Annotated in this window: 21 protein-coding genes and 2 pseudogenes; 10 read left to right on the top strand and 13 right to left on the bottom strand. The window is 61.6% G+C overall.

Annotated elements, in window-relative coordinates; translation table 11 throughout:
- Positions 1–27 precede the first annotated feature (27 nt).
- The 10 genes and pseudogenes from E3T31_RS07795 to E3T31_RS07750 form a co-directional block, all read right to left on the bottom strand.
- On the bottom strand, positions 28–999 hold the full coding sequence (locus E3T31_RS07795) for a RimK family alpha-L-glutamate ligase (protein ID WP_134468220.1): 972 nt from the start codon (positions 997–999) through the stop codon (positions 28–30).
- A 68-nt stretch (positions 1,000–1,067) separates the two neighbouring features.
- Positions 1,068–2,645 (bottom strand): AbgT family transporter, encoded by a 1,578-nt coding sequence (locus tag E3T31_RS07790; protein ID WP_134468219.1) that lies wholly within the window; start codon positions 2,643–2,645, stop codon positions 1,068–1,070.
- Between the two features lie 39 nt (positions 2,646–2,684).
- Positions 2,685–4,013: a M20 family metallopeptidase gene (locus E3T31_RS07785; protein ID WP_134468218.1), complete on the bottom strand. Its 1,329-nt coding sequence runs from the start codon at positions 4,011–4,013 to the stop codon at positions 2,685–2,687.
- 45 nt (positions 4,014–4,058) lie between these two features.
- Positions 4,059–4,674: pseudogene (locus tag E3T31_RS18295) on the bottom strand (hypothetical protein); the annotation flags it as partial.
- Positions 4,675–4,749: 75 nt separating this feature from the next.
- On the bottom strand, positions 4,750–5,013 hold the full coding sequence (locus tag E3T31_RS18675) for a DUF2848 family protein (RefSeq protein WP_166788424.1): 264 nt from the start codon (positions 5,011–5,013) through the stop codon (positions 4,750–4,752).
- Positions 4,967–5,119: pseudogene (locus E3T31_RS18670) on the bottom strand (DUF2848 family protein); the annotation flags it as partial. The gene E3T31_RS18675 and the pseudogene E3T31_RS18670, both read right to left, overlap by 47 nt.
- A gap of 107 nt (positions 5,120–5,226) precedes the next feature.
- Complete coding sequence (locus E3T31_RS07765) at positions 5,227–6,006, bottom strand: carbon-nitrogen family hydrolase (RefSeq protein WP_134468216.1); 780 nt, start codon at positions 6,004–6,006, stop codon at positions 5,227–5,229.
- 516 nt (positions 6,007–6,522) lie between these two features.
- A complete protein-coding gene (locus E3T31_RS07760) occupies positions 6,523–7,557 on the bottom strand; it encodes an NAD(P)-dependent alcohol dehydrogenase (RefSeq protein ID WP_198416993.1) in 1,035 nt (344 codons plus the stop codon).
- Positions 7,554–8,378 (bottom strand): iron-sulfur cluster assembly protein, encoded by an 825-nt coding sequence (locus E3T31_RS07755; RefSeq protein ID WP_241977744.1) that lies wholly within the window; start codon positions 8,376–8,378, stop codon positions 7,554–7,556. The genes E3T31_RS07760 and E3T31_RS07755 overlap by 4 nt, the downstream gene beginning before the upstream one ends.
- Positions 8,378–9,421, bottom strand: a complete 1,044-nt coding sequence (locus tag E3T31_RS07750) for an amidohydrolase family protein (protein WP_104132945.1) — start codon at positions 9,419–9,421, stop codon at positions 8,378–8,380. Before E3T31_RS07750 ends, E3T31_RS07755 begins: the two co-directional genes overlap by 1 nt.
- 209 nt (positions 9,422–9,630) lie before the next feature.
- On the opposite strand from E3T31_RS07750, the gene E3T31_RS07745 reads away from it, so the two are divergent.
- Positions 9,631–11,052, top strand: a complete 1,422-nt coding sequence (locus E3T31_RS07745) for a GAF domain-containing protein (protein WP_134468299.1) — start codon at positions 9,631–9,633, stop codon at positions 11,050–11,052.
- Between the two features lie 391 nt (positions 11,053–11,443).
- The gene (locus E3T31_RS07740; RefSeq protein ID WP_092448197.1) at positions 11,444–12,595 is read left to right on the top strand and encodes a glycerol dehydrogenase; all 1,152 of its coding nucleotides are present in this window, start codon (positions 11,444–11,446) and stop codon (positions 12,593–12,595) included.
- A gap of 294 nt (positions 12,596–12,889) precedes the next feature.
- Here E3T31_RS07740 and E3T31_RS07735 read toward each other — a convergent pair whose 3' ends face one another.
- From E3T31_RS07735 to E3T31_RS07725, 3 genes are all read right to left on the bottom strand, one after another.
- A complete protein-coding gene (locus E3T31_RS07735) occupies positions 12,890–13,648 on the bottom strand; it encodes an SDR family oxidoreductase (protein ID WP_134468215.1) in 759 nt (252 codons plus the stop codon).
- A gap of 66 nt (positions 13,649–13,714) precedes the next feature.
- Complete coding sequence (locus E3T31_RS07730) at positions 13,715–14,473, bottom strand: glucose 1-dehydrogenase (RefSeq protein ID WP_134468214.1); 759 nt, start codon at positions 14,471–14,473, stop codon at positions 13,715–13,717.
- Between the two features lie 158 nt (positions 14,474–14,631).
- Positions 14,632–15,882: an ABC transporter substrate-binding protein gene (locus E3T31_RS07725; protein WP_166788423.1), complete on the bottom strand. Its 1,251-nt coding sequence runs from the start codon at positions 15,880–15,882 to the stop codon at positions 14,632–14,634.
- 299 nt (positions 15,883–16,181) lie between these two features.
- Here E3T31_RS07725 and E3T31_RS07720 point away from each other — a divergent pair, with 299 nt between their 5' ends.
- The 8 genes from E3T31_RS07720 (at position 16,182) to E3T31_RS07685 (ending at position 24,277) form a co-directional block, all read left to right on the top strand.
- Positions 16,182–17,270 (top strand): MBL fold metallo-hydrolase, encoded by a 1,089-nt coding sequence (locus E3T31_RS07720; protein ID WP_166788422.1) that lies wholly within the window; start codon positions 16,182–16,184, stop codon positions 17,268–17,270.
- The gene (locus E3T31_RS07715) at positions 17,267–18,097 is read left to right on the top strand and encodes a cyclase family protein (protein ID WP_134468211.1); all 831 of its coding nucleotides are present in this window, start codon (positions 17,267–17,269) and stop codon (positions 18,095–18,097) included. The genes E3T31_RS07720 and E3T31_RS07715 overlap by 4 nt, the downstream gene beginning before the upstream one ends.
- A 112-nt stretch (positions 18,098–18,209) precedes the next feature.
- Positions 18,210–19,337 carry an acyl-CoA dehydrogenase family protein gene (locus E3T31_RS07710; protein ID WP_092448057.1) on the top strand — a complete coding sequence of 376 codons (1,128 nt, stop codon included), beginning with the start codon at positions 18,210–18,212 and terminating at the stop codon, positions 19,335–19,337.
- Positions 19,334–20,227 (top strand): acyl-CoA dehydrogenase family protein, encoded by an 894-nt coding sequence (locus E3T31_RS07705; RefSeq protein ID WP_134468210.1) that lies wholly within the window; start codon positions 19,334–19,336, stop codon positions 20,225–20,227. The genes E3T31_RS07710 and E3T31_RS07705 overlap by 4 nt, the downstream gene beginning before the upstream one ends.
- Positions 20,220–21,413, top strand: a complete 1,194-nt coding sequence (locus E3T31_RS07700; RefSeq protein WP_134468209.1) for an acetyl-CoA C-acetyltransferase — start codon at positions 20,220–20,222, stop codon at positions 21,411–21,413. Before E3T31_RS07705 ends, E3T31_RS07700 begins: the two co-directional genes overlap by 8 nt.
- A 143-nt stretch (positions 21,414–21,556) precedes the next feature.
- Positions 21,557–22,336, top strand: a complete 780-nt coding sequence (locus E3T31_RS07695; RefSeq protein WP_134468208.1) for an electron transfer flavoprotein subunit beta/FixA family protein — start codon at positions 21,557–21,559, stop codon at positions 22,334–22,336.
- 37 nt (positions 22,337–22,373) lie between these two features.
- A complete protein-coding gene (locus E3T31_RS07690) occupies positions 22,374–23,348 on the top strand; it encodes an electron transfer flavoprotein subunit alpha/FixB family protein (RefSeq protein ID WP_241977743.1) in 975 nt (324 codons plus the stop codon).
- On the top strand, positions 23,345–24,277 hold the full coding sequence (locus E3T31_RS07685; protein ID WP_134468206.1) for a cytochrome b/b6 domain-containing protein: 933 nt from the start codon (positions 23,345–23,347) through the stop codon (positions 24,275–24,277). Before E3T31_RS07690 ends, E3T31_RS07685 begins: the two co-directional genes overlap by 4 nt.
- The last annotated feature ends 79 nt before the right edge of the window (positions 24,278–24,356 follow it).

Genomic DNA, 24,356 nt, shown 5'->3' with positions numbered 1-24,356 from the left:
CGTCGGTGCGGGTTCGACCGTTACGACTTATTTCTGGCCGGTCGCGAGCCCCTTGAGGTAGCCGGCCAGGGCCAATGGAGCCGAGCGAGGCGCCTCGGCCTCGACGAGCGCGTTGTAGTTCGTGTTGGTGTTCACGTCGTAGGTGAGCACACGGCCGTCTTCAGCTTCAATGAACTCGATGCCGCATACTTCCAAGCCGTTGCGGCGTGCGAACTCGAGGTATTTCTCGATGATTGAGTGGTCGAAGTCTTCGCGCAGGCTGAACAGCTGCTGACCGGCCACTGGCGCGATGGTGGCACCAGGAGGCATGATCAGCTCGCGGGTGATCGGGTCGATGGCGCAGGCATCCGCTGGGCAGAGTTGGAAGCCGCCGCGCGCGGTATCGGCCTTGACCGCGTAGATGAATTCGCCCCCCACGATCTCGACCCGGGTGATGAAGGGCTCCTTGGCCTGGATGTATTCCTGAATGAGTGTGATGCCGTCCTGCGGCTCCTCGAACTCGTCGGAGGCCACATACTCAGCAAGCTCGTCCTGGCTGTCGAACTTGCGCACCCCCAGGCCCTTGCCGCCTTGATTGTGCTTGGTCATGAACGGGGCGGCAAAGTCCTGCGCCGCGGCGAGAATTTGCTCGCGGCCCACCGCTGCCACGGTGCGCGGGGTGTCGATGCCGGCGGCCTTGAGCGCGACCAGCTGCTCGACCTTGCTCATCTCCAGTTCGAGTACGCGCCGGCCATTCACCGTGCGGCGGCCGTGTGCCTCGAGCCAGGCCAGTACGGCGCGCGCGTAGTCTTTCGACATTCCGTGGTCGCGGGTGTGAGCGGATGCGCTGATGCGCGACCAGAAGATTCCCTCCGGCGGCACCGAATCCAGGTCGAGAACGCCGTCGGTGAGCAGCCATTCCTTCACCTCCAGACCCTCTGCTTCAAACGCCCGGGCGAACGGCGGAAACCACTCGGGGTTCTCGTGCAGGGCATAGATCGTGGGCTGGCTGGAAGTCATGTAAATCCTTTCGGTTGCAATGAACTTAAGGAGGCTCCGGCGCGGCGTATTCCTTGGATCTCGCGTGGTCACTGCTGCGGAATCATGATGCCGTTGCCCGGGCCCATCGGCAGGTCGAAGAAGTAGAACACGCTCAGCACCCCCACCCAGGCGAGCCAGAACGTAACAGCGAAGGGCAGCATGCGGGCGATCACGGTACCGAGCCCCGCCTGTGGCTCGTATTTGCGCAGCATCGTGAGCAGCACGATCATGTACGGGTTGAGGGGTGTCAGCACCTGGGTGGCTGAATCTCCCACTCGGAAGGCACCTTGGATAAACGCGGGTTCGTAGCCAAGGAGCACGAACAGCGGCACGAAGACGGCCGCCATCAGCGTCCACATCGCCGAGCCTGAAATGATGAAAAGGTTCAGCAGCGAGGCGAGCAGTACGAAGGCAACGACGGCCGAAAATCCGGTGAGGCCGATGGACTCAAGGCCCCCGGCTCCTGCAACGGCGAGCCAACTCCCGATTCCGGAGAAATTGAACAGGGCAATGAACTGGCCGAGGATGAACGCGAGCACGAGGAATCCGCTCATGTCCTTGATGGCTTGCCCCATCACGCGGGGCACGTCACTGCCCCTGGCGATGGAACCGGTGATCTTGCCGTATACCAGACCCGGAATCGCGAACATGGCGAAGACGATGAACACGATCGAGCTTAACAAGGGCGAGCGCGGCAAGAACTCGCCGTCTTCGTTGCGCCACGGGGATTCCGGCAAGAGCACGCCGATGAGGATCACTGCGGCGACCACGACGCCGGCCACGAACGCCCAGAACAGGCCGCGATTCTCGGTGTCCGTGAGTCGCGTGTTCATCACGGTGGGAACCAACACGGCGTCATCGTCGAGGATCTCCTCGCGAGCAATCCCTTGGCGGCCCAGACGCGGTTCGAGGATTCTGTCGATGATGAAGCCGGCCAGGGCGATGAGTACGAGCGCGGAGGCCACATTGAAGAAATAGTTCGACACCGGGGTAACGGCGGAACCGGCGTTGGGCAGGTTCTGCGTCACAGACGTTGTGATTCCGGCGAATAATGCGTCGAGGCTCGTCACGAACAGCGAGGTTGAGTAGCCGGCGCCCACGGCCGCGAACCCGCCGAGCAGCCCAGCCACCGGGTGCCGGCCGGCTGCCTTGAATACCATTGCGGCCAGCGGAGGGATGACTACGAAGGCCGCATCAGACATGATCGATCCAACGACCCCCACGAACGCCACGGCATAGGGCAGTGACCAGCGCGGCGCCGATCCGAAGGCCTTGCGGATCAGCGCCGCGAGCAGACCGGACTTCTCGGCCACACCGACCGCGAGCAGGATGGGCAGCACCGTCGCGAGCGGCGGGAAGCCCAGGTAGTTGACCCCGATATTCTGCGTGAACCAGGTGAGCCCCTCCGCAGTGAAGAAGCCCTTGACCACCGTGATCTCGTCGGTTCCGGGCAATTGCACCGTGACATTCGCCCACGCCATCGCGGTCGACGCCACCGCCGTGATGCCAAAGAGCAGGAGGAAGAGAATGAACGGGTCTGGCAGCTTGTTACCGACGCGTTCGATTCCGCCGAGAACACGATCGATCAGGGCGCTGCGCCGGGTTAGGGACGGTTGTGAAGACATGGGGCCCACCTTGCTTCGGGTCGATCGGTGAATGAGGAGTCAGTCGAAGAAGTGCGGCACATCGATCGCGCCGCCCTGCTCCGCGAACTCCTCGGCCACGCTCCGGCGCAGCTCGGCGTCGCAGAGAAAGTCGAGGGCGGTGAGCGCGAGGCCGCAGGCTCCGTCGATGGCGCCGAGCTCGGCGGCATCCGTTGCTGAAGCCGCCGCGAATTCTCGGGTGTGCAGGGCAACGTCTGGTGCCGCGATCTTGATCAGTGGGTGGATACCGGGGATGCGATGGCTGACATTGCCGAAGTCGGTCGACGCTGCGATGGTTTCCGACACCACACCGAGCGGCAGCGGCTGGCGGCCGCGGCGCTGCTGGGCAGCGACCCAACGTTCGGTGAGCGCGTCGTTCGTTCGCACCGGCAGGGTGGGGGCGTGTTCATCCCAGTCGACCTCGACGCTGGTTCCGGTCATCAAGGCCGCGCCTCGGGCGATGCCGTTCAGCCGTTCACTGAGGTCCTTGAGGGTCTCGGCGAATTTGGAGCGGGCGTAGAGCTCGATCACCGCCCGCTCAGGAATTATGCTCGGCCGAGTTCCCCCCTCGCTGATCACGGCGTGCACGCGGTCCACCGGCGGCAGCTGCTGACGCAGCAGGCCAACGGCCTGATACGCCAGGGTTGCCGCGTCGAGGGCGTTGCGTCCCATAAAAGGTTGAGCGGATGCGTGCGCCGCGACGCCCATAAACGTCACGGTGAGCACCCGGCGGCCGAGCCACACCTGGTCGGCGAGGTCGTAACCGTAGGGGTGCACCATGATCGCGGCGTCGAGACCATCGAAGGCACCGTGCCTGGCCATCACCTCCTTGCCCGAGAAGCCTTCCTCAGCGGGGGTGCCGAGCAATACCACCCGGCCCGTGAATGCGTTGGGATTCTCAATGAGTGTGTTCGCCAGCGCGAGGAAGGCACCGACTCCGGCCGCTGCGATCACATTGTGGCCGCAGCCATGCCCCACGTCAGGCAAAGCATCGTACTCGCTGAGAATCGCGATGGCCGGGCCGTCGCCCGACCCGATCTCGGCGCGAATTGCGGTATCAACCCCGTGCACGCCCAGCTGTGCGGCTATCCCGTGGCGACCGAGCAGCTCCACTAAATAGGCGGCGCTGCGGTGCTCAAGAAACGCGGTCTCCGGGTCGGCGTGCAGGCTGTGAACGACGTCCCGCAGATCCTTAGCAAGCGCCTCGGCGTGGGCTTCGACAACGATTACCAGTTCCTCCGGGGCCCCGGCGAACCGCGATGGCACCGGCACCGAGGTCTGCATCCTCCGCGCAGTGTCGGCCTGAAGCTTCTGAAGATAAGTGGTAGTCGGCACTATCGAATGACTCATATATCCACACTAGACAAGGTGATTATCTCGTGGCACCATCCTGACCTACGCCGCAATCTCCGGCCGTTGCGCCGGTTTGCCGCCGGTGGACTTGGACTGAGGTCGCCAATCGGTGGAGATCCTCGCAGCGACGTTGATGAGTTTGGGGCGGACGGTCGCGGTGACGGCTTTTCCGAGGGCGGGACTGGCGAGAGTACCGGCGGCGCGGGTGAGGTTGAACGCGATGCAGGCCAGCACGAGTCAGGCGGCGTTGGCGGTGAATACGCTGGACGGGACGTGCGCCATCGCCGACGCTTTCATATCGGCGTCCAAATTTTCGATGATCGCATGGTGGCGGTGGGTTTTGTCGGCGTCGACGGTTGTTGAGGCCGCGAACACCGGAGTCGCAGAAACCGGCGCCTTGCTTCTTGTAGCCGTGCACTTTTCTGATGGTGTCGTCAATATCGGCCAGGGCGAGGTCCATACCGGCCATGATCGGCGTGACGGCCGCGAGGCTCTGGAGCCACCGGGATGCCGCGGCATCGAGTTCGCGGACGTGGCCGAAGGTGAACGCCCGCAGAAACGATCCCAACGTCGACGGTGCGTAAGTTCCCTTGAACAGTTTCCGGAGAGCACCGTGCCGGAGCACGGCCATATCATCAATGGAATCCGCCCCGGTGAGTGTGAAAAAGTTGCATCTACGAGATGTCTCCCTGAGCGTAAAATAATTTGTCTCAGTAACAACTATTTTCGCTGGTCAGAGTAGCATTCTCAGTTTAACGCGCCGTGAAAGTCTCAGGTCGACCAGTGGATTCAGGCTAAGCCGGTCGCTCGGGAGCCGGATGGCCGAAGAGAGGCAGGGTTCCCCAGACCTCTCCCTCAAGTGAGCGATGCTTTCGCGCTCAATAGCCTTGTCAGTGCGGTCGGAACCGACGGTGAGGAGCCACTCCGCACTGGCCCGTGGGAGAACGGACTCAACTCCACCAGAGCCTGCTAGGCCGAGGCAGACACGATTTTCCAAATTGGAACGGATTAGTCGCCATCGCGTAGAGCATAGGGACTCGGGGTGGCGCGGCGACGCCCATGGCGGCAAGCTCATCGATGTGGCGTTGAACGGCAGCCTGATCGCGTTCGGCAGAGCCTACGACGGTGCCCGTGGAATTGTGTAATTGGGCAGAGCTACGCTCAGCAGAGTTGGCGAGGCCGGAATTTCATAGATAACCTTCTTTGCTCTTCAGGGGAGTACCGGTCGACGGTCGCCGAGCACCGGGAATTCACTACGGACGGACTTCACGATGTCGTCGGATACGTCTACGCTGAAGACCCCCTCACGGTCTCGTGCTTCCAGGAGGATGTTTCCCCAGGGATCGATGACCGAGGAATGGCCGCCGAGGACCACCCCCTGCTGCTCGCCGACTGCGTTGCAGGCGATCATCAGTATTTGGCTTTCGACGGCGCGTGTTGCTGTGAAGAGGCGCCAGTGCGAGAGTCTGGTCAGAGGCCAAGCGGCGGGGGTCACCACAACTTCTGCTCCCGAGTCTACGAGCGATCGCCACAGATCCGGGAATCGGAGATCGTAGCAAGTAGTAGCCGCGATCCGACCCAACCTTGATGGGCTCGTTGTGACCGTGGTTCCGGGCGACAATAGTTCAGCTTCACGGGATTCGTAGCCGAAGACGTGGATTTTCCGGTACGAGTGAATTACGCGGCCTTCAGGGCTGAGCAGGACTGCAGTGTTGTGGTAGCCGCCGTTGGAGCCCCGTTCAATGAAGCTTCCCGCATGGACGTAGCATCCGAGTTGGAGAGCCCACGCGGCGGCGTCAGTGACCGTGCGGCCCTCGAACGGCTCGGACTCTTCAGAGTATCGATCGAAGTTGAAGTACCCCGCAGCCCATAGTTCAGGCAGAACCACCAAATCTGCGTCGGTTCCGAGCACCATTTTTGATACTCTGTCACGGCGCTCGTTGCTTGTTTCGTTGTCGGGGCTGGCTACTTGGATGAGGCTAATACGCATTGTCAGTGCCCTTCTAGATTCTGTGAAGCAGGGTTCCTAAGCGGTCGATTTCGCCTTCCCCATCTTCCGATCTCGAGGCCTTGTACGAAATTGAGCGGGAATCCCCCGTCTCACGGGCTCAAATTCCGGCGCCACAAACGAGGACGCCACTTTGGGATCCGTGGACTTCGTGGGATGGGTTCTAGGCCTGTCCGGCGCACGAGTATCCCTTCCTCGGTGTCGCCGAACGCAGCACCTCGCTGCGTGACCATCACGCCGACCGCGCCGAGGACGTACTCCAGAACGCTGGAACACTTCCCTAACTCAGCCTGTGGAAAATGGCGGAGAGAATCACCCGTTCACGCTGCCCGGAGAGCCTGGATCCACACGGCTAACGAGCCACTCTGGCCGAGACTGCCGCCCATCTAGAACAGCTCGTCTCTCTGCACCGCGCAACCTGGCTTGCGACGGCCGACAGCGATGTACTCGCGATCGCCCGACAATAGTGAAACCGCGCCCATAACATCCCACCCGGTGTCAGGGGATGAGTATGGCGCGCCCGCGCACGCGCCCGGCCCCGAGGTCGTCGACAGCTTGCTGGAAGTCGTCGAGAGCGTAGGACGTCGTGTGCAGTGTGACTTGGCCTCGTGCAGCAAGCACCATCAGCTCGGTGAGGTCAGTGTAGCTACCCACGAGGTTGCCGATGAAGTTGATCTCGCTCGAAATGATGTCGATCGTGGGCACGTCGATGTTCTCGCCGTAGCCCACGACGTAGTAGTCGCCGGCTTGGCGCAGCATGCGAATGCCCTCCGCTGTCGATCCGCCCTCGCCGACGAAGTCCATCACGGCCTCAGCCCCGGCGCCACCGGTCAGTTCAAGAACGCGATCGACGTGTGATCCGTCGGCAATCACCCCGTGGTCGGCACCAAGCGACATCGCGAGTTCGAGCGCGGCCGGGTTACGGTCGACGACGATCAGCTCCGACGCCGTGAGCGCCTTCAGCACCTGGATGCCGATGTGCCCGAGCCCGCCCGCCCCAATGATGACGCACCGATCGGCGGGGCGCAGGTGCCGGGCGGCCTTGGCCGCTGCGTGATAGGCAGTGAGGCCCGCGTCGGCGAGCGCTGCAACATCCGCCGGTTCGAGTGAATCAGCGATAGGCACGATGCTACGAGCCGAGGTCTTAAGGTACTCGGCGTAGCCGCCGTGGGTGTCGATCCCTGGAAAAGCGCTCGCGGTGCAATGTACGTCGTCACCGGATCGGCACGCACGACAAAACCCGCAGGTGATGAGCGGATGCACGATCACTTTGTCGCCGACAGCCACATTCGTCACCGCACTGCCGATCTCGTCGACCCATCCCGCGTTCTCGTGGCCGATCGTGTACGGGAGGGTGATTCCTGACTTCTGCTCCCATTGTCCCTCGAGGATGTGCAGGTCCGTGCGGCACACCCCTGCGCCTCCGATCCTCACGATCACGTCGAACGGACCGGTGATCTGAGGTTTTGGAACCTCGGTCATTACAAGTTTCTGGTGGTAGTCGACGACCTGAACGGCTCTCATGGTGCTCATGCAATTTTCCTTTTGTGCGTGCGGATGACTGAAGACAAGGGAAAGAAATTCTCTTCTGCCCTGGGTAGTTGATCGACCTCGGCGCCCGGATACCGCGTTGCGAGCAAACCCCGGCAGAAATGAGCGTTGCCGTCGATCGAGATACGAGTCGAGCGAGCCCGGCGAAGGGCGAGAGCAACGGATACTGCAGGGTACGGTGATCCGCTGTCGTCAACCAGCACCGATGCGGAATCGACGGTGCTCAGGCCGATCGTCGCCCGCCGCCTCAGCAAGGCAGCCTTCGCCGAGTCGTCGGGCAAATCGCCCAACACCACGTTCGCGACCGCCGTCTCGGCGAGTTCAGGCCGAGCGCGCAGGAACGCGGTGAGCGAGCGTTCCATCGCCGCGGTGTGGGCCTTGCGCTGAAACGTGGCCCGCAATTCATCGAGATCACTCTCTGCCTCGTGCAGGAACGTTCCCTTGTACCCGGCGTTCGCTGCCAGTCCACTGTTGATGATGTCGGAGTCATGGTGGTCGTCGAGCTCGACTGTCACCACCCCGACATTGCGCAGTGCTGTGAGCACGTCCTTGGCGTCCGACGCCATCAAATAGGCGAAGTTCGGTGCGCAGAATGACGTGGGCAGACGCAGGTGAACCTCAACGCTCGCACCCGTCAGCGTCACCGAGCGCACGAATCCGAGGTCGGTGATGGGCTCGTCGAGCTCAGGGTCGATGACCGAATCCAAAGCCCGCAGCACGTCAGCCTCCGTGAGCGGCTCTGGTGCCCCTGCCTCCCAGTGCAGAGTGGCCGCCACTGCGGCTGGCATCGTCGTGGTACCCATCACACTGCAGCCAGATCGGCCCGTTCGGGCTGACGCGGCCCCGTCGCCGTCTCATCTGCACTCGGCAACTGCAGTTCGACCGGCACCGGAATGTCGTACATCTTCGCCGCATTAAGCCCGAGGATCTTTCGCTTCTGCTCGATCGTGATGGGAGCGTACTCCGTCATGTCCTCCGGGATCTGAAAGTCCACGAAGGCTTCGATAAGCCAGCGCGGGGTCCACAGCGCGTAGTCGGAGGAGAACTGGATGCGGTCTTCGCCAATCCAATAGATCAACTCCCCCATGATCTGGGCGAAGTAACGCGGGCGCGTGTGAATGAACGGCATCGCTACTGCAAGCCCCCCGTGCACATTAGGCTCCTGCGTGGCTATCCAGCAGAAATCTTCGAGGCGGGGCAGGCCCACATGCTCGACGATGAAATTGAGGTCGGTGAAGTCGGTCGCGGCGTGGTCGACATCGGCCACGTCGAAGGCATCTCGATCGAGTGGGCGGATTGTCGGCCCCTTGTGCACATGGATGTTGCGGATGCCGAGCTCGCGGCACAACTCGAAGTAACGGTAGGTCCAGGGGTCGTTGAGCTTGTAGCCCCGGGAGTCACCGTGCCACTCGGCGGTGTAAAGTTTCACACCCTTCAAGTTGAAACGCTCGGCGTCGGCGCGCAGCTGGTCCAGGCCGGCCTCGCCGTTGCGTGGGTCGAAATTATGATTGTAGGTGAGCCGCCCAGGGTTCGCCTGGGTGAGCGCGAACGCTTCTTCGGTCTGCCCGAAGCCGGTCTTGTAGAACTCGCCGAGGTGGGCAGGCTGAAAAATCGCGTGGTCGACGTAGCCGTCGGTGAAAATGTCCTTGATGAAACGCTCGCCGCCCTGATAGAGGTACTCCTCATATGGCCACTTCTCCGAAGCTGGGGACAGGTTGGCGTGGTAATCGTAGAAGCAGTCGATGAACTGCTTGCCGTGGATGTTGCGCTGATTCTCAGGGCGCGCGTCCCAGAGCGCCACATGGGCGTCGACAATAAAGTAGCTCTCGCCATCCTTCTGATACATACCTGCTCCTTTGCTGCATGCGGGAATCGTGATTACCTACGTCACGCTAACGGACGCCTGCCGGAGCGGAGCGATGGCGCCGTCTCATTCTGAGATCGGTCGGGGCACCTCGGTGGCGGGAAGACCTAAACTGATGGTGACCGACTACCGCAAAGGTGCTGATGGACGCTCACGATCTTCCTTCCCGTGCACACGTGCATAACGCACCGATGGCGGCGATCTCCCCTCGCCTTCTCGCTTCGTGGCGGCGCAGTGAAGACTACGGCGTCTCCCTTGACGACGTCCAGCCCATGTTCTCGGGCACGTACGACGACGAATCGCTGTTCGTCGAGTGTGGGCGTGAGGTCCTGACAGAACTGCACGACACCCTCTCGTCCGAACCGGTCGGACTCATGCTCACCGATGCGGACGGACTCGTGCTCAACCGACTCAGCGGAGACCGCCAGCTGCTGCTCGCGCTCGACGATGTGCACTTAGCACCAGGATTCTCATACTCCGAGCGGCAGGCGGGCACTAACGGCCTCGGCCTCGCCCTCGCCGATCGAGTACCCACCCTCGTGCGCGCGGAAGACCATTACACGCTGAGCCTGCGCCTGTACAGCTGTGCCGCTGCCCCGGTTTTCGACCCGGTGAGCGGTCGGCTCGAGGGGGCGGTGAACCTGACGACCTGGTCGGAGAAAGGCTCTGACCTGCTGCTCGCGCTGGCGCAGACGGCTGCCACGTCGACCGCGAACCTCATGCTCGCTCGATCGCAGGGCCACCACCCGCGGCGGGTATCGCGCGGCCAGGTCTTTCGCATCGAGGGTCTCCGGGAGCAGTCGGGGAACGCTCCACTGCGCGATCTGTCGGACGCCTGGAACAATGCCGTCACCCGCACCGTCGAAGCCCTCACCGCGGGCCGTATGGTTGCAGCGGTGGGCGAGCGAGGTTCGGGACGAGCTACGCTGTTGGCCCAAGCCGTTCGGCAGGTGTACCCTCACGACCGGCTGTTTGCCGTACGCGCCCCAGCGCCGCGCGACACGGATTCGTGGTTCTCGGTCTGGACACCCGAGCTCAGCCGTCCCAACACCGGGTTCGTGCTGTGCGACGTTGATGATCTCTCCTCTCCCGCCGCCGAGCACCTGCGCGCGATGCTGGTCGGCGAGCGCACCTCCGACGCGGCTGCCTGCCCAGTGTCCGCAGAGCATTTCGATGCCATTCCGCTGCCACTTCGCACCCTTGTCGAAACGGTGGTGCAGGTGCCTCCGCTGCGTGAGCGGGCGGCCGACATCCTCCCCCTCGCCAACCATCTAGCCTGGCGGGCACGCCGCCGCGAGGTCGATTTCACCACCGCCGCTTCACGCGCGCTCACCGACTACGCCTGGCCGGGAAACGTCGAGGAACTCGCTCAGGCCGTCAGAGAGGCCGCGAGCCGCACCGATTTAGTCGACGTGCGCCACCTTCCGCCACAGATACTGTCCCGCGGCCAGCACCTTTCGCGCATCAAGGCGTTTGAGCGCGACGAGATCGTGCGCGTGCTCAGTAGACCCGGTGCCACCTCAGAAGGTTCAGCGGCCGAGCTGGGAATGAGTCGCGCCACCGTGTACCGCAAACTGGCGCAATACGGAATTCAGCTCCCCCGCCACGACTGAACAACATCCCTCGAGACGAGGCACCGTAGGCCTCAACCGCGCGCTGTTTCTCGCCGCATTCGCCACGCTCAACGCACCAGTCTCACGCAATGGCTGCACCCGAAGATCGCCCAAGGCAAACATCACAGCCAAGCCTTCATTCCGGAGCCCACCGCCGCTGCGACGTCCTCTCCACCATGATCCGAGACGACACAATCGTATAAATCAGGTCCACACTCCCGACTGGACGAAACCGCGGGGCTGCAACAACGCGCAGTGCCCGTCTCAAGTTGAGATAGTCGCCATCACTCGGAACTCCATCGGCCTAATACTCTCTTCACACCGGGGTTCAGAAAAAAGGCTCCGGGAGCGCCATTTGGCCTGCATCGACAACGACGTCAAGGAGCCCCACATGTCCGCAATAAGTCCCATCCGCACAGTCATCAGCCCGGGGCGCTACGTCCAAGGGCCGGGAGCCATTTCCCGTCTGGGCGAGTTCCTCGCACCCATCGGAGACACACCCCTGATCGTCGCCGATGATGCCGTCTGGGGTTTCGTGGGGCACGATGTAACCTCATCCTTGAAGACGGTTGGGCTGCCTGTCACCCGAGAAACGTTCCGTGGAATCCCGTCTGCAAGAGAGATCAATCGCCTCGTTGCCGTGATCAAGAGCACGAATGCGAACGTCGTCGTCGCCGTCGGCGGCGGAAGTACGATCGACGCGGTCAAAGCATCCGGATTTCTCGCAGGTATCCGGTGGGTGACCGTACCAACGGTCGCTTCCACGGATGCGCCGACTTCCGCCTTGGCCGTGGTTTACACCGAAGAAGGTGCATTCGAGGAGTACCGCTTCTTTCCTCGCAACCCGGACCTCGTCCTTGTCGATTCGCAGATTATTGCCAACGCCCCGGCGGCCTTTCTCGCAGCGGGAGTGGGCGACGCTTTGGCCACCTGGCTTGAGGCACGGGCAACGGCAGCTTCAAACTCGCTGACGATGGCCGGGGGCCTTCCTACCCTCACCGGCACCGCCCTGGCCCGACTTAGCTGGGATGTCCTTTGGGATAACGCGCTGCCAGCTCTCGACGCTGTACGCGATCACCTCGTAACCCCGGCAGTCGAGAAAGTCATCGAGGCGAATACTCTGCTTTCGGGCATGGGGTTCGAGTCCGGTGGTCTAGCCGCAGCCCACGCCATCCACAACGGGCTGACGGCGGTACCGCAAACACATGGACTGGCTCATGGGCAGAAGGTCAACATCGGTTCACTCACGCAGCTGGTACTTGAGGGGGCACCGACCGGCGACATCCGTGATTTCATCGAGTTCACCACTCGAGTGGGTCTCCCCACAACTCTCACCGAAGTCGGGCTGACGGTGGAAAGCTCCCAGGAGCTCGCATTGGTCGCCAGTGCGGCTACCGAGAAAGGCGAGACCATTCACGCGATGCCTTTCGACGTGCGGCCGGCCGATGTTGTTTCGGCCCTTAAGTCGATAGAGCGTTTCTCTCGCCGAGTCCGCGAGGAAGCCAGCCTCCCGGTTCCGACGCCATACGTGGCTGCTCACTGACGTGTTCTTGGGCTTCTCCAGTCCAACCGGGCTGAGGCCGCCGACGACCTGATTGTTTAGCGGTTTCGATTTGCTGAAATCATATGCGGACGAATCAGAGACCTCGCTTGGAATCAACTTCGTATCAGATGGCGGGCACCTCGCCGATCCCAGCCGAGGTGCCCAGCATCGCCCCCACGATCGCCGCTCAGATCTCGTTCACCTCGGGCGCGCTGAACGGATCGGAGATGATCGGCGCACGTCGACTTTACCTAGGGAAGTTCAGCCAGCAGGTCCCGTGGCTAACGTGCCGGATTAGACGACAACCCGCGACAGAGGTATGAGATTGGAAAGGCCCGCTGCTTCGCCACCGTCAGCTAGGTACTCCGCTCCGGTACAGAACGAAGATTCATCACTCGCGAGAAAGAGAACGAGATTGGAGACTTCTTCAGGCTCTCCTAGTCTATGCATGGCCGTGTTGCTGGGGTTAAGGCTCAGTCCCACAGTCATCGGTGTCCTGACAGCACCGGGGTGCACCGAGTTCACTCGGATACCATCGGCCGCGAGGTCAAGGGCCACCGACTTGGTCAGCCCGCGCAGAGCGAACTTCGAAGCGTTATAGACGCCCAAACCCTCAAACCCGACGAATCCGGCGATTGAGGAGATATTGATGATGGATGCGTGCTCGGATTGCTTCAGTGCGGGCAGGGCCGCCTGGATCCCCCGAAAAGCACCGGTGAGGTTGATTGCGATCGTCCGGTCCCACAGCTCCATCGTCGTGTCTTCCAGGCTCACGAATTCCGCGATTCCGGCGTTGTTCACCAGGATGTCCAGTCCCCCGAAGCTCTCAACCGCGACCGCAACGGCCCGGTCCCAGTCCTCAGAGTCGGTGACATCCAAATGAACGTATCTGGCATTAACTCCGAGCTCATCGGCGAGCGCTTCACCCTGGGCATCTCCGATGTCACCGAGCACGACACGGGCTCCTTCCCGAATCATGGTGCGCGCGTGCGCGGCGCCCATTCCCTGTGCGGCCCCACTGATCAGTGCAACTTTTCCAGCTAAACGTGCCATGGTCCTGCTCCTTCAACATTCGTGTTTTTCGAATTTGTCTGGCTTGAGCGCACCCGCGTGCGGCCGTCAGACGGTGTGGCGCGACAAGATGGCGTTGTTAGCTAGGCCGGCGATTTCCCCGCCGTCAGCAAGGTATTCAGCGCCCGTGCAGAACGAAGCCTCATCGCTGGCAAGAAAAAGCACGAGATAGGAGACCTCTCGTGGCTCGCCCATACGGCGCATGGCAACATGGCTGGGGCTCTCACTGAGTCCCTCCGATAGCGGGGTCTTGATGACGCCAGGATGTACCGAGTTCACGCGGATACCGTGCTTCGCCAGGTCCAGGGCCATGGATTTCGTCAGTCCACGGACTCCGAATTTGGAGGCGTTGTAGACGCTGAGCCCTTCGTAGCCGACAAAGCCTGCCGTCGAGGACAGGTTGATGATGGACGCACGTCCTGATTTCTTCAGTTCGGACAGGGCTGCCATGACTCCGCGGAACGGGCCAGTGAGGTTCACCGCGAGGGTTCGATCCCACAAGGCCATGGAGGTCTCCGCGATGGGCGCGAACTCTGCGATGCCCGCGTTGTTCACGAGGATGTCAAGGCCGCCGAATCGCTGGACGGCCGTGTCGACCGCGTGGATCCAGTCGTCCGGTTTCGTCACGTCCAGATGAACGTACACGACGTCGTCTCCCAGCTCGGCAGAAAGGGCCTGCCCCTCAGCGTCAAGGATGTCGCCGATGACAATGCGTGCGCCTTCCTCGATGAAGAGGCGTGCATGCTCTGCGCCCATGCCGCGAGCTGCCCCGGTGATGAGTGCGACTTTGCCTTGTAGACGATTCATTTCACTACTTCCTATCGTTGAGGGCTGGTGCACGGAGGGCCCTCGCTGATGCGGAGAAGCAATCATTTCTGACTGATCGACTCCGAGCGAAGGCCCCGTGGCTATGTTTCGTTACATCTTGTCGTTCGACGGTTCATCGGCAAACGATGCCCCGCGCGTTACGGTGCCAGTCCCTGCATGGGTCCGGAAAGGTCAATCCATCCGCCACCGTCAACAGGAGTGCCGTCGATCTTCATGTAGGTCACCTGCCGGCTGAAGGCCCGTGCGTACTGGCCGTCGAAGGCATCCCAGGTCTTGGAGAAGTCGATGGCAGGGGTCATGCCGCCGTTGTCCACAACGGTTGTCGAGGCGGCGGCGAGGAAGCTCTCCGGCGTGATGTCCCCCGTGATCGACTCGGCGATCTGTGTGAAGGCGCTGTATCCGGACCAGGCTGACAAGGCTCCCAGGGAGCTGTAGTCGAACGTGTCCGGAGCGTCGTTGGCCGTGAGTGCTCCGCGGAAGTCGTCCCAGACGGCGTCGTTCAAAGGCATATAAGCGCCGGTGACAACGCTGTTCTTGACGCCGGCAAGGTCTTCATATCCCTTGGTCGAAACGGCGTTCAGGTTTCCCTGTGCTCCATACAGAGTCTGTGTTCCGCCGGACTGTGCGAATGGCGCCATCATTCCGGAGATGTTGTTCTCCCCGAGGAACATACTGATGCAGTCAGTGCCATCAGTGGCCTGAGCGACAACGGAACTGTAGTCAGTGGCGGTGAGGGGAACACGAATGAATTTAAGTTCCTTCTCGTAGCCATACGCCTTGGCGATATTGCTGAAAATAATGTTCGTGTCGTCAGTGACGCCCGGGATGTCCAGCTCAAGCACTGCGATGTCCTCGCAGCCGTCCTGCACGGCACGGGCAACACCGGCGGGATTCAGCGCGGGGCTGTTGCCCATCTGAAATGTATTCGGGCTCGTGTACTCAACAGCGGAAAGGTTGCAGCACGCTCCCAGGATGGCCGTGCTCGCGGCGTCATAGATGGGAACGTTGACGTATGCGTTGTAGCTGAAGGAACCCACATCGGCGATGGCACCCGCGGCGATGGCGTCGCGAGCACAAGCGGCCGTGAGCGTAGGGTCGCCCTTGTCATCGCACACGGTGACTTCGAGCGGGTGTCCGGCGATCCCGCCCTGGTCGTTGATCCATTTTTCGTATGCCTTTGCGGCCACGAAGATGTTCTCGTAGGTCGGGCCGTTCCAGTCGGCGGCAGCTACCGTCACTGTCTTGATGGGGGTGCCGACCGCTGCGCCAGCCACGGACGCGCTGCCATCGGTGGCGGAACCGGAGCTACAAGCGGACAGCATGAGGGCGGCAACGGCGACAGCCGCCACGACCCCCAGCTTCTGGGTGGATTTACGGAAATTGATCAATTGAGCTCCTCCTTGAGCTGAAATGTGGTGCGGGCCGAACCGCGAGGTTTGAGTCACGTCGCTCATTTCCCGATGAGGGTGAGGATGCTGTGGGATAAGCGACAACCATCCAGTTGCTCAAGCAAACGATTGGTTGATTTATTTTTTACCACCCCCTCTTATAGGAGTCAAGAGAATTCTTTTCTCGGCGTCTTTCGGGGGGAGAAGCCGGTGGACTCCACACTTAATCAAACAAACGATTGACGGATAGTACATCCCTGGGTCAAGCTGTCTTTCACGCCATCACTTCAGGAGGACCCGTGCATGACACAGCACCTGCGCCCAACACCTTTGCTGTGCCCTGCGACGGCGAACTCACTCCGATCGCTCCCGGCATAGCCTGGGGGCGCCTTCCCCTTCACTACTCCCCCCACCACGTCAACATCTATGTTCTGGACGACGTTGACGGTTGGCTCGTTGTCGACACCGGAGTCGACAGCACGGCCAGCCGAGAAAGTTGGCTTGCCCTCATCTCCGGACCGCTGGCGTCCAAGCCGATCACTCGTATTCTCGTCACGCACTGGCACAACGATCACCTCGGAATGGCCGGCTGGCTCGCTCGCCGCACCGGAGCAACCCTGCTGATCAGTGACGAGGAGCACCAGCGCGGAGCGAGTCAAGCGGATCAGACACGTCACGCTCGCGACGACCGGGAGCGGCGTTACCTGCTGGCCCATGGCGCCGCCCTCCCAGCGCTTGACCGATGGCTTGCTGAAGGCTTTCAGAACATGTCCATGATCTTCCCCCTTCCCGAAACCTACATTCCGATCGGACCTCGTGATCCGGTGAGAGTGGGGAAACGGACGTTTCAAATCCTCCCGCTATCCGGGCACTCCCCTCTTGCATCTGGCCTGCACTGCTCCGAAGACAACATATTCATCTGTGGAGACCAACTGTCGGACCGGCTGGTGCCTCCCGTCGCCGTCATGTCCGACCAGCCCGACGCAAATCCCTACGCTGGGTTCATTGCATCCATGGACCTCATCCGACGGTCCATCCCCGAAGACACGCTCATCCTCCCCGGACACGAGGAGCCCTTCAGGGGCGTTGCCGCCGCACTCGCCAGACAGGCGACGAAACACACCGAGGTCTGCAACCGATTACTGAAGGCGGCCCACGAACCTCAGTCCGCCGGGGAACTGGTTTCCCAGCTGAGCCGTTCCGACCCCGGTTCGACTTGGTTCGGATTCGTTGTGTCGCGCGTCGTTGCCTACGCCCATCTCCTGCTGGCCTGGGGACACTTGAGTCGGGCCGTCACCGACGGAAGAATATATTTCACGACCACTCTCACCGAGGAAATCGAGATCTCTCGTTTCCTCCCTACTACCGAAACGGAGACCACCCCATGACCCACTGGTCCGGATCATTTCTCGATACCGAACTCGACATCACGCTGAAAGGACGAGTTCGCGTCTTCGACCTTGCGGTACGTCTGGAAAACGGTATGGCTCGACACCCTCACCACCCGCCCTACTCTTTCGCCATGGCCAAAACGCATGGCGGGCACGGATACCGCGACGGCGTCTCTGCCGCGATGGAGATGATCGCCATGGGTGCTCACGTCGGCACGCACATTGACGCCCTCGGTCATGTGTCAAAAGACGGCATGACCTTTGGGTGTCGCGACGTGCTCATGGGCGCCGAAGGGCTGGGCGGCCTCGACGCCGGCAGCATCGAGGAGATGCCACCAATCATTGGGCCGGGTTACCTTATCAACGGCCCTGAGCTCTTTGGTCGCGACCTCACCCCGGCTGACAGCTTCGGCCCCAGGGAACTGGAGCAGTGGTTCACCGGTCGCGCTCTCCCCATCCCCGGATCAATCGTGCTCATCCGCACGGGTTGGATGAAGTACTGGGCGGATTCCGAACGCTACATCGGGCTTTCAACAGGACTGCCCGGAGTAACCCTCGAGGGCGCTCAATGGCTCAGTGCGAAAGGCATTCTCGCAACGGGATCCGACACCATGAATTACGAGCACAAGCCTTCTTCCGCCATCATCAACCTGCCCGTGCACGTTCACAACCTGGTTGAAATGGGAATTCCCATCATGGAATCCATGGACCTCGAAGAACTGGGCAAGGCAGGCGTCTCTGAATTCACATTCATCGCAACACCACTGCGCATCGGCGGAGGGACCGGCTCCCCCATTCGGCCTCTCGCGATTGTTCCGCAATAACCACAACCGTCAGGGCCGAACAATTTCCCAGGTTTCTCCGCAGCACTAGTCACGGGAGGAAATCCGGGTGTAATATTCAAACAATCGTTTGGCTGAATTATAAGGAGTACAAATGCCCACCACAGAAGAGCGCAATGCGAGGGAAGTGTTCACCAGCGCCGCCCGCGTGTGGCTCCAAGAGAACGTCCCCGCGCGTTGGAGGGAACACAGAGGCAGCTTGAGCGAGAAGGAAACGGACGAGATCCGACACGAGTGGGACCGTCAGCTTCACCGCGGCGGGTTTGCCGGACTCTCCCTGCCGAAGGAATTCGGTGGCCAGGGGCTCTCCATGGTTGAAGAGGTGATCTTCCACGATCTCGCCGCCCAGGCTCAGGCCCCCGACGGGCTGGCCCGCATCGGCCGCATCCTGACGGCACCCAGCCTGATCGGCCACGGAACGGATGAGCAACTTGCGCGCTTCCTGCCGAAGATCCTCAACGGGGATGAAATCTGGTGCCAGGGATTCTCCGAGCCCAATGCCGGATCGGACCTCGCCGGCGTATCTTGCCGAGCAGTCAAAGTCGACGGCGGATATCTCATCTCGGGCCGGAAGACCTGGACCAGCTTCGCCAAGATGGCCCATCGTTGCCTCCTTCTGGCCCAGACGGATCCGAGCGCGCCCCGCCACAAGAATCTCACCATGTTCCTGCTGGACATGAAGCAGCCCGGCGTGAACATCAGCCCGATCAAACAAGCCTCCGGACTGACACACTTTGCCGAGGTCCAGTTCGATGACGTCTTTGTCGCCGACGCCGACCGGGTATCCACGGAAGGCTCAGGGTGGAAAGTCGCCATGACGACCCTGATGAATGAACGCGGAGGCGTCGAAGCGACAAGCCGCTATGTCGAGATTCGCTCCGACATGGATCTCCTGCTCGCGACGCTCGGTGACCGGCCAGACCTGCGAAAGCAACTCGACGAGTTGGACATTCGGGTCGAACTGGTCCACTGGCAGGTCTCCAAAGCGGTTGACCTTGAGCTCGACTCACCGGATTTCTTCCGGGCGACATCCATTTTGAAGCTGCTGTGGAGCGAGCTGTGGCAAGAAACCTCCATTCTCGGACTCGAGAACATGACCCCCGAAACATCGGATCACTGGCGTCTGCAGTATCTCGAAACCCGCGCCTCCTCGATCTATTCGGGAAGCAATGAAATCCAACGAAACATTATCAGCGAACGAGTATTGGGGTTGCCGCGATGACACTTCTCACCACGCGTCCGGGCGAGATCGGTCTGCTTGCCGCCGGAGCGATCCGTTCAGCCCTCGTCAAGGCCACGGACCAGGCGAACATCTCCTCCTATATCGAAGGGCAGTCTCCTCTCGCCTGGAGCGACATTTCTGATGCCGGCTGGGACCTTGTCGGCGTCACCGAGGACGACGAGTCCGCGACCCTTCGCGACCTTGTGGAAATCGCCAAAGCCTGGGGAGAAATCACCGTTCAGCTCCCTCTGCTGACCACGATCATGGCGAAGCGCCACTCCGCCCGCGCAGCCGAGCACGATGGTCCCGTCACCTTCAGCATCCCCACACGCGCTCTCGCCGCGGGCACCGGGATGGTGCCTTTTGGTCAGATCGCAGACATGCACGTGGTCTCTGATTTCATCTCCGACACGAGCTCCCTCGTTGCCGTGCAGAGCCTCGCCAGTGACATTTTCGCTCCCAGTCTGCGAGCCGCCCACTCATCGCACATCACAACGTTCACTGCGGAGGCCGCCCGTGAAATATCTGTCGTGTGGGCTGCGGAGGGCAGCGGTATCGCCAAACGCGCCGTGGCCGATGCCGTGACGTACGCCAAGCAGCGCATGCAGTTCGGTAAGCCGATCGGCTCGTTCCAAGCCGTCAAACACCACTTGTCGAATGCCCACATGGACGCCGAACAGGCGGAAACCGCCGTCGTCTGGGGCAGCCTGGATCCCGCCAACGCGCATCGCAGTGCTGTCTACTCGCTCGACCTCAGCATCCGCGCTGTTGAGCTGGCGATTCAAGTTCACGGAGGCATCGGATTCACCTGGGAGATGGGTCTTCACTTTTACTTGCGCCACCTCATCACCCTGCGAGAAATGGTCACGGCGCTCGGTGAACATGCCTGAAGCCGTCATCGTCGCCACGGCTCGATCGCCGATTGGTCGCGCCTTCAAGGGATCACTGACCGAGATCCGCGGTGATGACCTCACCGCGCAGATCACGATCGCCGCCCTGGCCCAGATCCCCGAGCTGGACCCTGCCACCGTCGAGGATTTCCTCCTCGGCTGCGGCCTCCCGGGAGGGGAACAGGGCGCCAACCTCGGCCGAATTGTCCCGCTTTTGATGGGCTACGATGACATCCCCGGGACGACGGTCAATAGGTTCTGCGCGTCCAGCCTGCAAACGACGCGTATGGCCATGCACGCGATCAGAGCGGGTGAAGCCAATGTGCTCATCTCCGCCGGCGTCGAGATAGTCTCCCGCATCCGCGACGGAAACCCAGACGACCCTCAGTACGGCAACAGTGCCTTCACCTCCGGAACACCGCAGTCCGGAGATTGGGTTGACCCCAGGATCACCGGGGACATGCCCAATGCATTTGTCGATATGGGAACGACAGCCGAGAACATCGCGGGCATTCGAGGCGTTTCGCGTCGGGAAATGGACGAGTACGCCTTTCGGAGCCAGGCGCTGACAGAGCAGGCGCGTCTATCTGGCTTCTGGGACCTCGACATCACACCCATCACGCTTCCGAACGGCACCGTCGTCAGCCGCGACGACGGACCGCGTCCCGGCACGACGATGGAGAAACTAGCCGGGTTGGAACCTGTCTTCCGCGAGGGTGGATCTGTCACGGCTGGTAATTGCTGCGGTCTGAACGACGGGGCGGCGGCCCTCGTCATCATGAGTGCTCAGCGGGCAAAAGAACTGAACCTGACGCCCCTCGCGCGGATAGTCTCAACGGCCGTCTCCGCGCTTTCCCCCGAGATCATGGGCCTCGGCCCCGTCGAGGCGAGCAAGAAAGCGTTGGCCCTCGCTGGGCTCAGCGCCCAGGACCTGGATCTCGTAGAGATCAACGAAGCCTTCGCCGCGCAGGTCATCCCTTCCTACCGAGAGCTGGGCATCCCGCTCGAAAAGGTGAACGTTAACGGTGGGGCCATCGCCATCGGTCATCCCTACGGGATGACCGGCGCGCGGATCACGACCACGCTCATCCACTCATTGCAGTGGCATGACAAGCAATTCGGTCTGGAGACGATGTGCGTTGCGGGTGGCCAGGGCATGGCCATGGTTATCGAGCGGCTGTCCTGACAACTTTTCAAAAGCGTGAGAATAAAACAAACGATTGATTGATTTTTCGACATACGTGGTGTTCAATGGAGAACAAGCTTCTTGTCCCTGAACAACGAGCATCTCATCATCATCCGTCCTCCAAACAGCAGGAAGAGTGCCCCGTGAAGATCATCGTGCTCGTGAAGCAGGTTCCCGACACCTGGGGCGAACGATCCCTCGATTCAGCGACCGGGGCGCTTGATCGTTCCGCACCCGACAACATCATCGACGAGATCAGTGATCGGTCCCTGGAGGTTGCCCTCCGGCACAAAGACGAGACCGGCGCAGAAATCATCGTTCTCACCATGGGCCCCGCCTCCGCCGCGGTTGCGCTGCGCCACTGCCTTGCGATGGGCGCGGATTCGGCGGTTCACGTTTTGGACGACGCCCTCGCCGGTGCCGATGTCACATGGACGTCAAGCGTGCTTGCTGCTGCCATTACCCACGCGGGCTTCGACATGGTGATTGCAGGAAACGAGTCAACCGATGGCCGCGGAGGCGTAATCCCTGCCATGGTTGCAGAGCATTTATCGGTGCCTCACCTGACATCGCTGTCCGAGGTCCACATAGCCGCCGATGTCGTCAACGGCTCACGCGAAACCGATTACGGGACCCTCACCGTGACAGCACGGCTTCCTGCCATCGTCTCGGTGACGGAACAATCCCCTGACGCTCGCTTTCCCAGTTTCAAGGGCCTCCTGAAGGCGAAGAAGAAGCCCCTGGCAACCCTCTCCCTCTCCGACCTGAGCATCAACCCGGAAACCTCATTCGGGTCAACCGGCCGATCGACGATAACGACCGTCACGCGTCGCCCCGCACGCACCGCTGGAATCAAGATTGTCGACTCGGGAAATGCCGGCGTCGAACTGGCAGAGTTTCTTGCCGCCGGGCGCTTCGTCTAACCCCGCCAAACCTCGATCAAACATAAGGAATGACACCGTGTCAACTGCACTGACCTTGATTGAAGTGTCTCCGTCGGGAGAGATTCGCGGAAGCGCGAAGATGCTGCTTGCCGCCGCGACGCGACTCGGAACTCCCGTCGCCGTCCTCAGCACCACGCCGGGCGACCACAGCGAACACGTGAAACAGCTTGGCGATCTCGGAGCTCACCATGTCTTCATCGCGGAGTCGACCCAGACCGATTCCCTGTTGGCGACTCCTGCCGTGGAGTCCCTCGCGGCAGCGTTCTCTCACTTCGAGACCTCAACCGCTGTGCTCGTGACGAACTCCGTCGAAGGCCGTGAGATTGCGGGACGACTCGCGGTCAGAATCGGTGGAGGCCTCACAATCGATGCCATAGACGTCGCGCTCGTCAACGACAGAGTGGTTGCCCGCAACTCCGTTTTCGGAGGAGCCTTCGACGTCGAGTCGTCCATCCACGGCGGGCCGGCTGTCATAACGCTCCGACAGGGCTCGATCGACGAGGAGGTCACGGCCCACACTCCCGACCTGACCACCATCACCCTGTCCCTCACAGGCGTTGCCGCCGCCACGATCACATCCCGAACGGAAGCACCCACCGATTCGGGCCGGCCCGACCTTCGTGGGGCCGCAACTGTGGTTTCCGGCGGGCGCGGTGTCGGTTCGAAGGAAGACTTCCTCCTCGTTGAGCAACTCGCCGACGCTCTCGGTGCAGCCGTGGGGGCCTCACGCGCCGCGGTGGATGCCGGGTACGTCACCCATTCCCTGCAGGTAGGCCAGACCGGAACCATCGTGTCACCCCAGCTCTACATCGCCCTGGGCATCTCCGGCGCAATTCAGCATCTGGCCGGAATGCAAACGGCCAAGGTCATCGTGGCCGTGAACAAAGATCCCGACGCCCCCATCTTCGACTTCACCGACTTCGGCATCGTGGGTGATATCTTCACGGTCATTCCGCAGACCATTGAAGCCCTGCATCGGCTCCGACATTGAGCTCCTCCCTGAAGGTGCGGGAGCCGGTACGCCGCCGATGGGTCAAGGCCGCCGGGTTAGCGCTGCTGAGCGTCCTTCTTCTCCTCGCCGCAGTTCTCGGTGCCCAGGCCGTGCGCGACGTACCCGAGGTGCGTTCTTTCATGCAGACTTACCCCGGGCATTCCGCATTACCCGCCAACGCTCCGGTGGGCCTGCCCGCCTGGTTGGGGTGGCAACATTTCTTCAATGCCTTCTTCATCCTGCTGATCATTCGATCGGGATGGCAGGTACGCACCGAGCGTCGCCCCGCGGCCTATTGGACCAGACGCAATTCCGGTATCTTCCGCACGAAATCGGCACCGCAAAGAGTCAGCATCATGCTGTGGCTACACCTCAGCCTGGACTTCCTCTGGATTCTCAACGGTATTGTCTTCATTGTTTTGCTCGTCGTGACCGGCCAGTGGATGAGAGTTGTCCCCCTGGGTTGGGACGTCTTTCCCAACGCTGTTTCCGTGGGCATTCAGTATTTATCGCTGAATTGGCCCACTGACAACGGTTGGGTCAATTACAACAGTCTTCAGCTTCTGAGCTACTCGGCGACAATCTTCGTCGCCGCGCCCCTGGCGATCGCAACCGGGCTCCGGATGTCTTCAGCCTGGCCACAACGTGCCCGAAGAATCAACGCCGCGTTCCCCCTGGCGATGGCCAGAGCAATTCATTTTCCCGTCATGCTCTGGTTCGCCGGGTTCACGATCCTTCACGTGACACTCGTGCTCGCAACAGGTGCGCTGCGCAACCTCAATCACATGTATGCCTCCCAGGACAACACAACATGGTTGGGGTTCTGGATTTTCGCAGGATCACTGGTGGTCATGATTGCGGCTTGGTTCGCAGCGACACCGCTCGTGCTGCGCTCCGTTGCCGCACTGACCGGAACAGTTTCTCGCTAGCGGCAATTTTCCGGGCTTGCCTGGGCGAAGTGACCGATCACGGCGAGCCGGTCGCGGAATGCGTCCGGAGTGCGACGGG

It is taken from the genome of Cryobacterium sp. TMS1-13-1, from assembly GCF_004403125.1.
Classification (GTDB): domain Bacteria; phylum Actinomycetota; class Actinomycetes; order Actinomycetales; family Microbacteriaceae; genus Cryobacterium; species Cryobacterium levicorallinum.
Note: the sequence above shows the minus strand (reverse complement) of the source record. Positions and strands in the feature narration are given on the sequence as shown.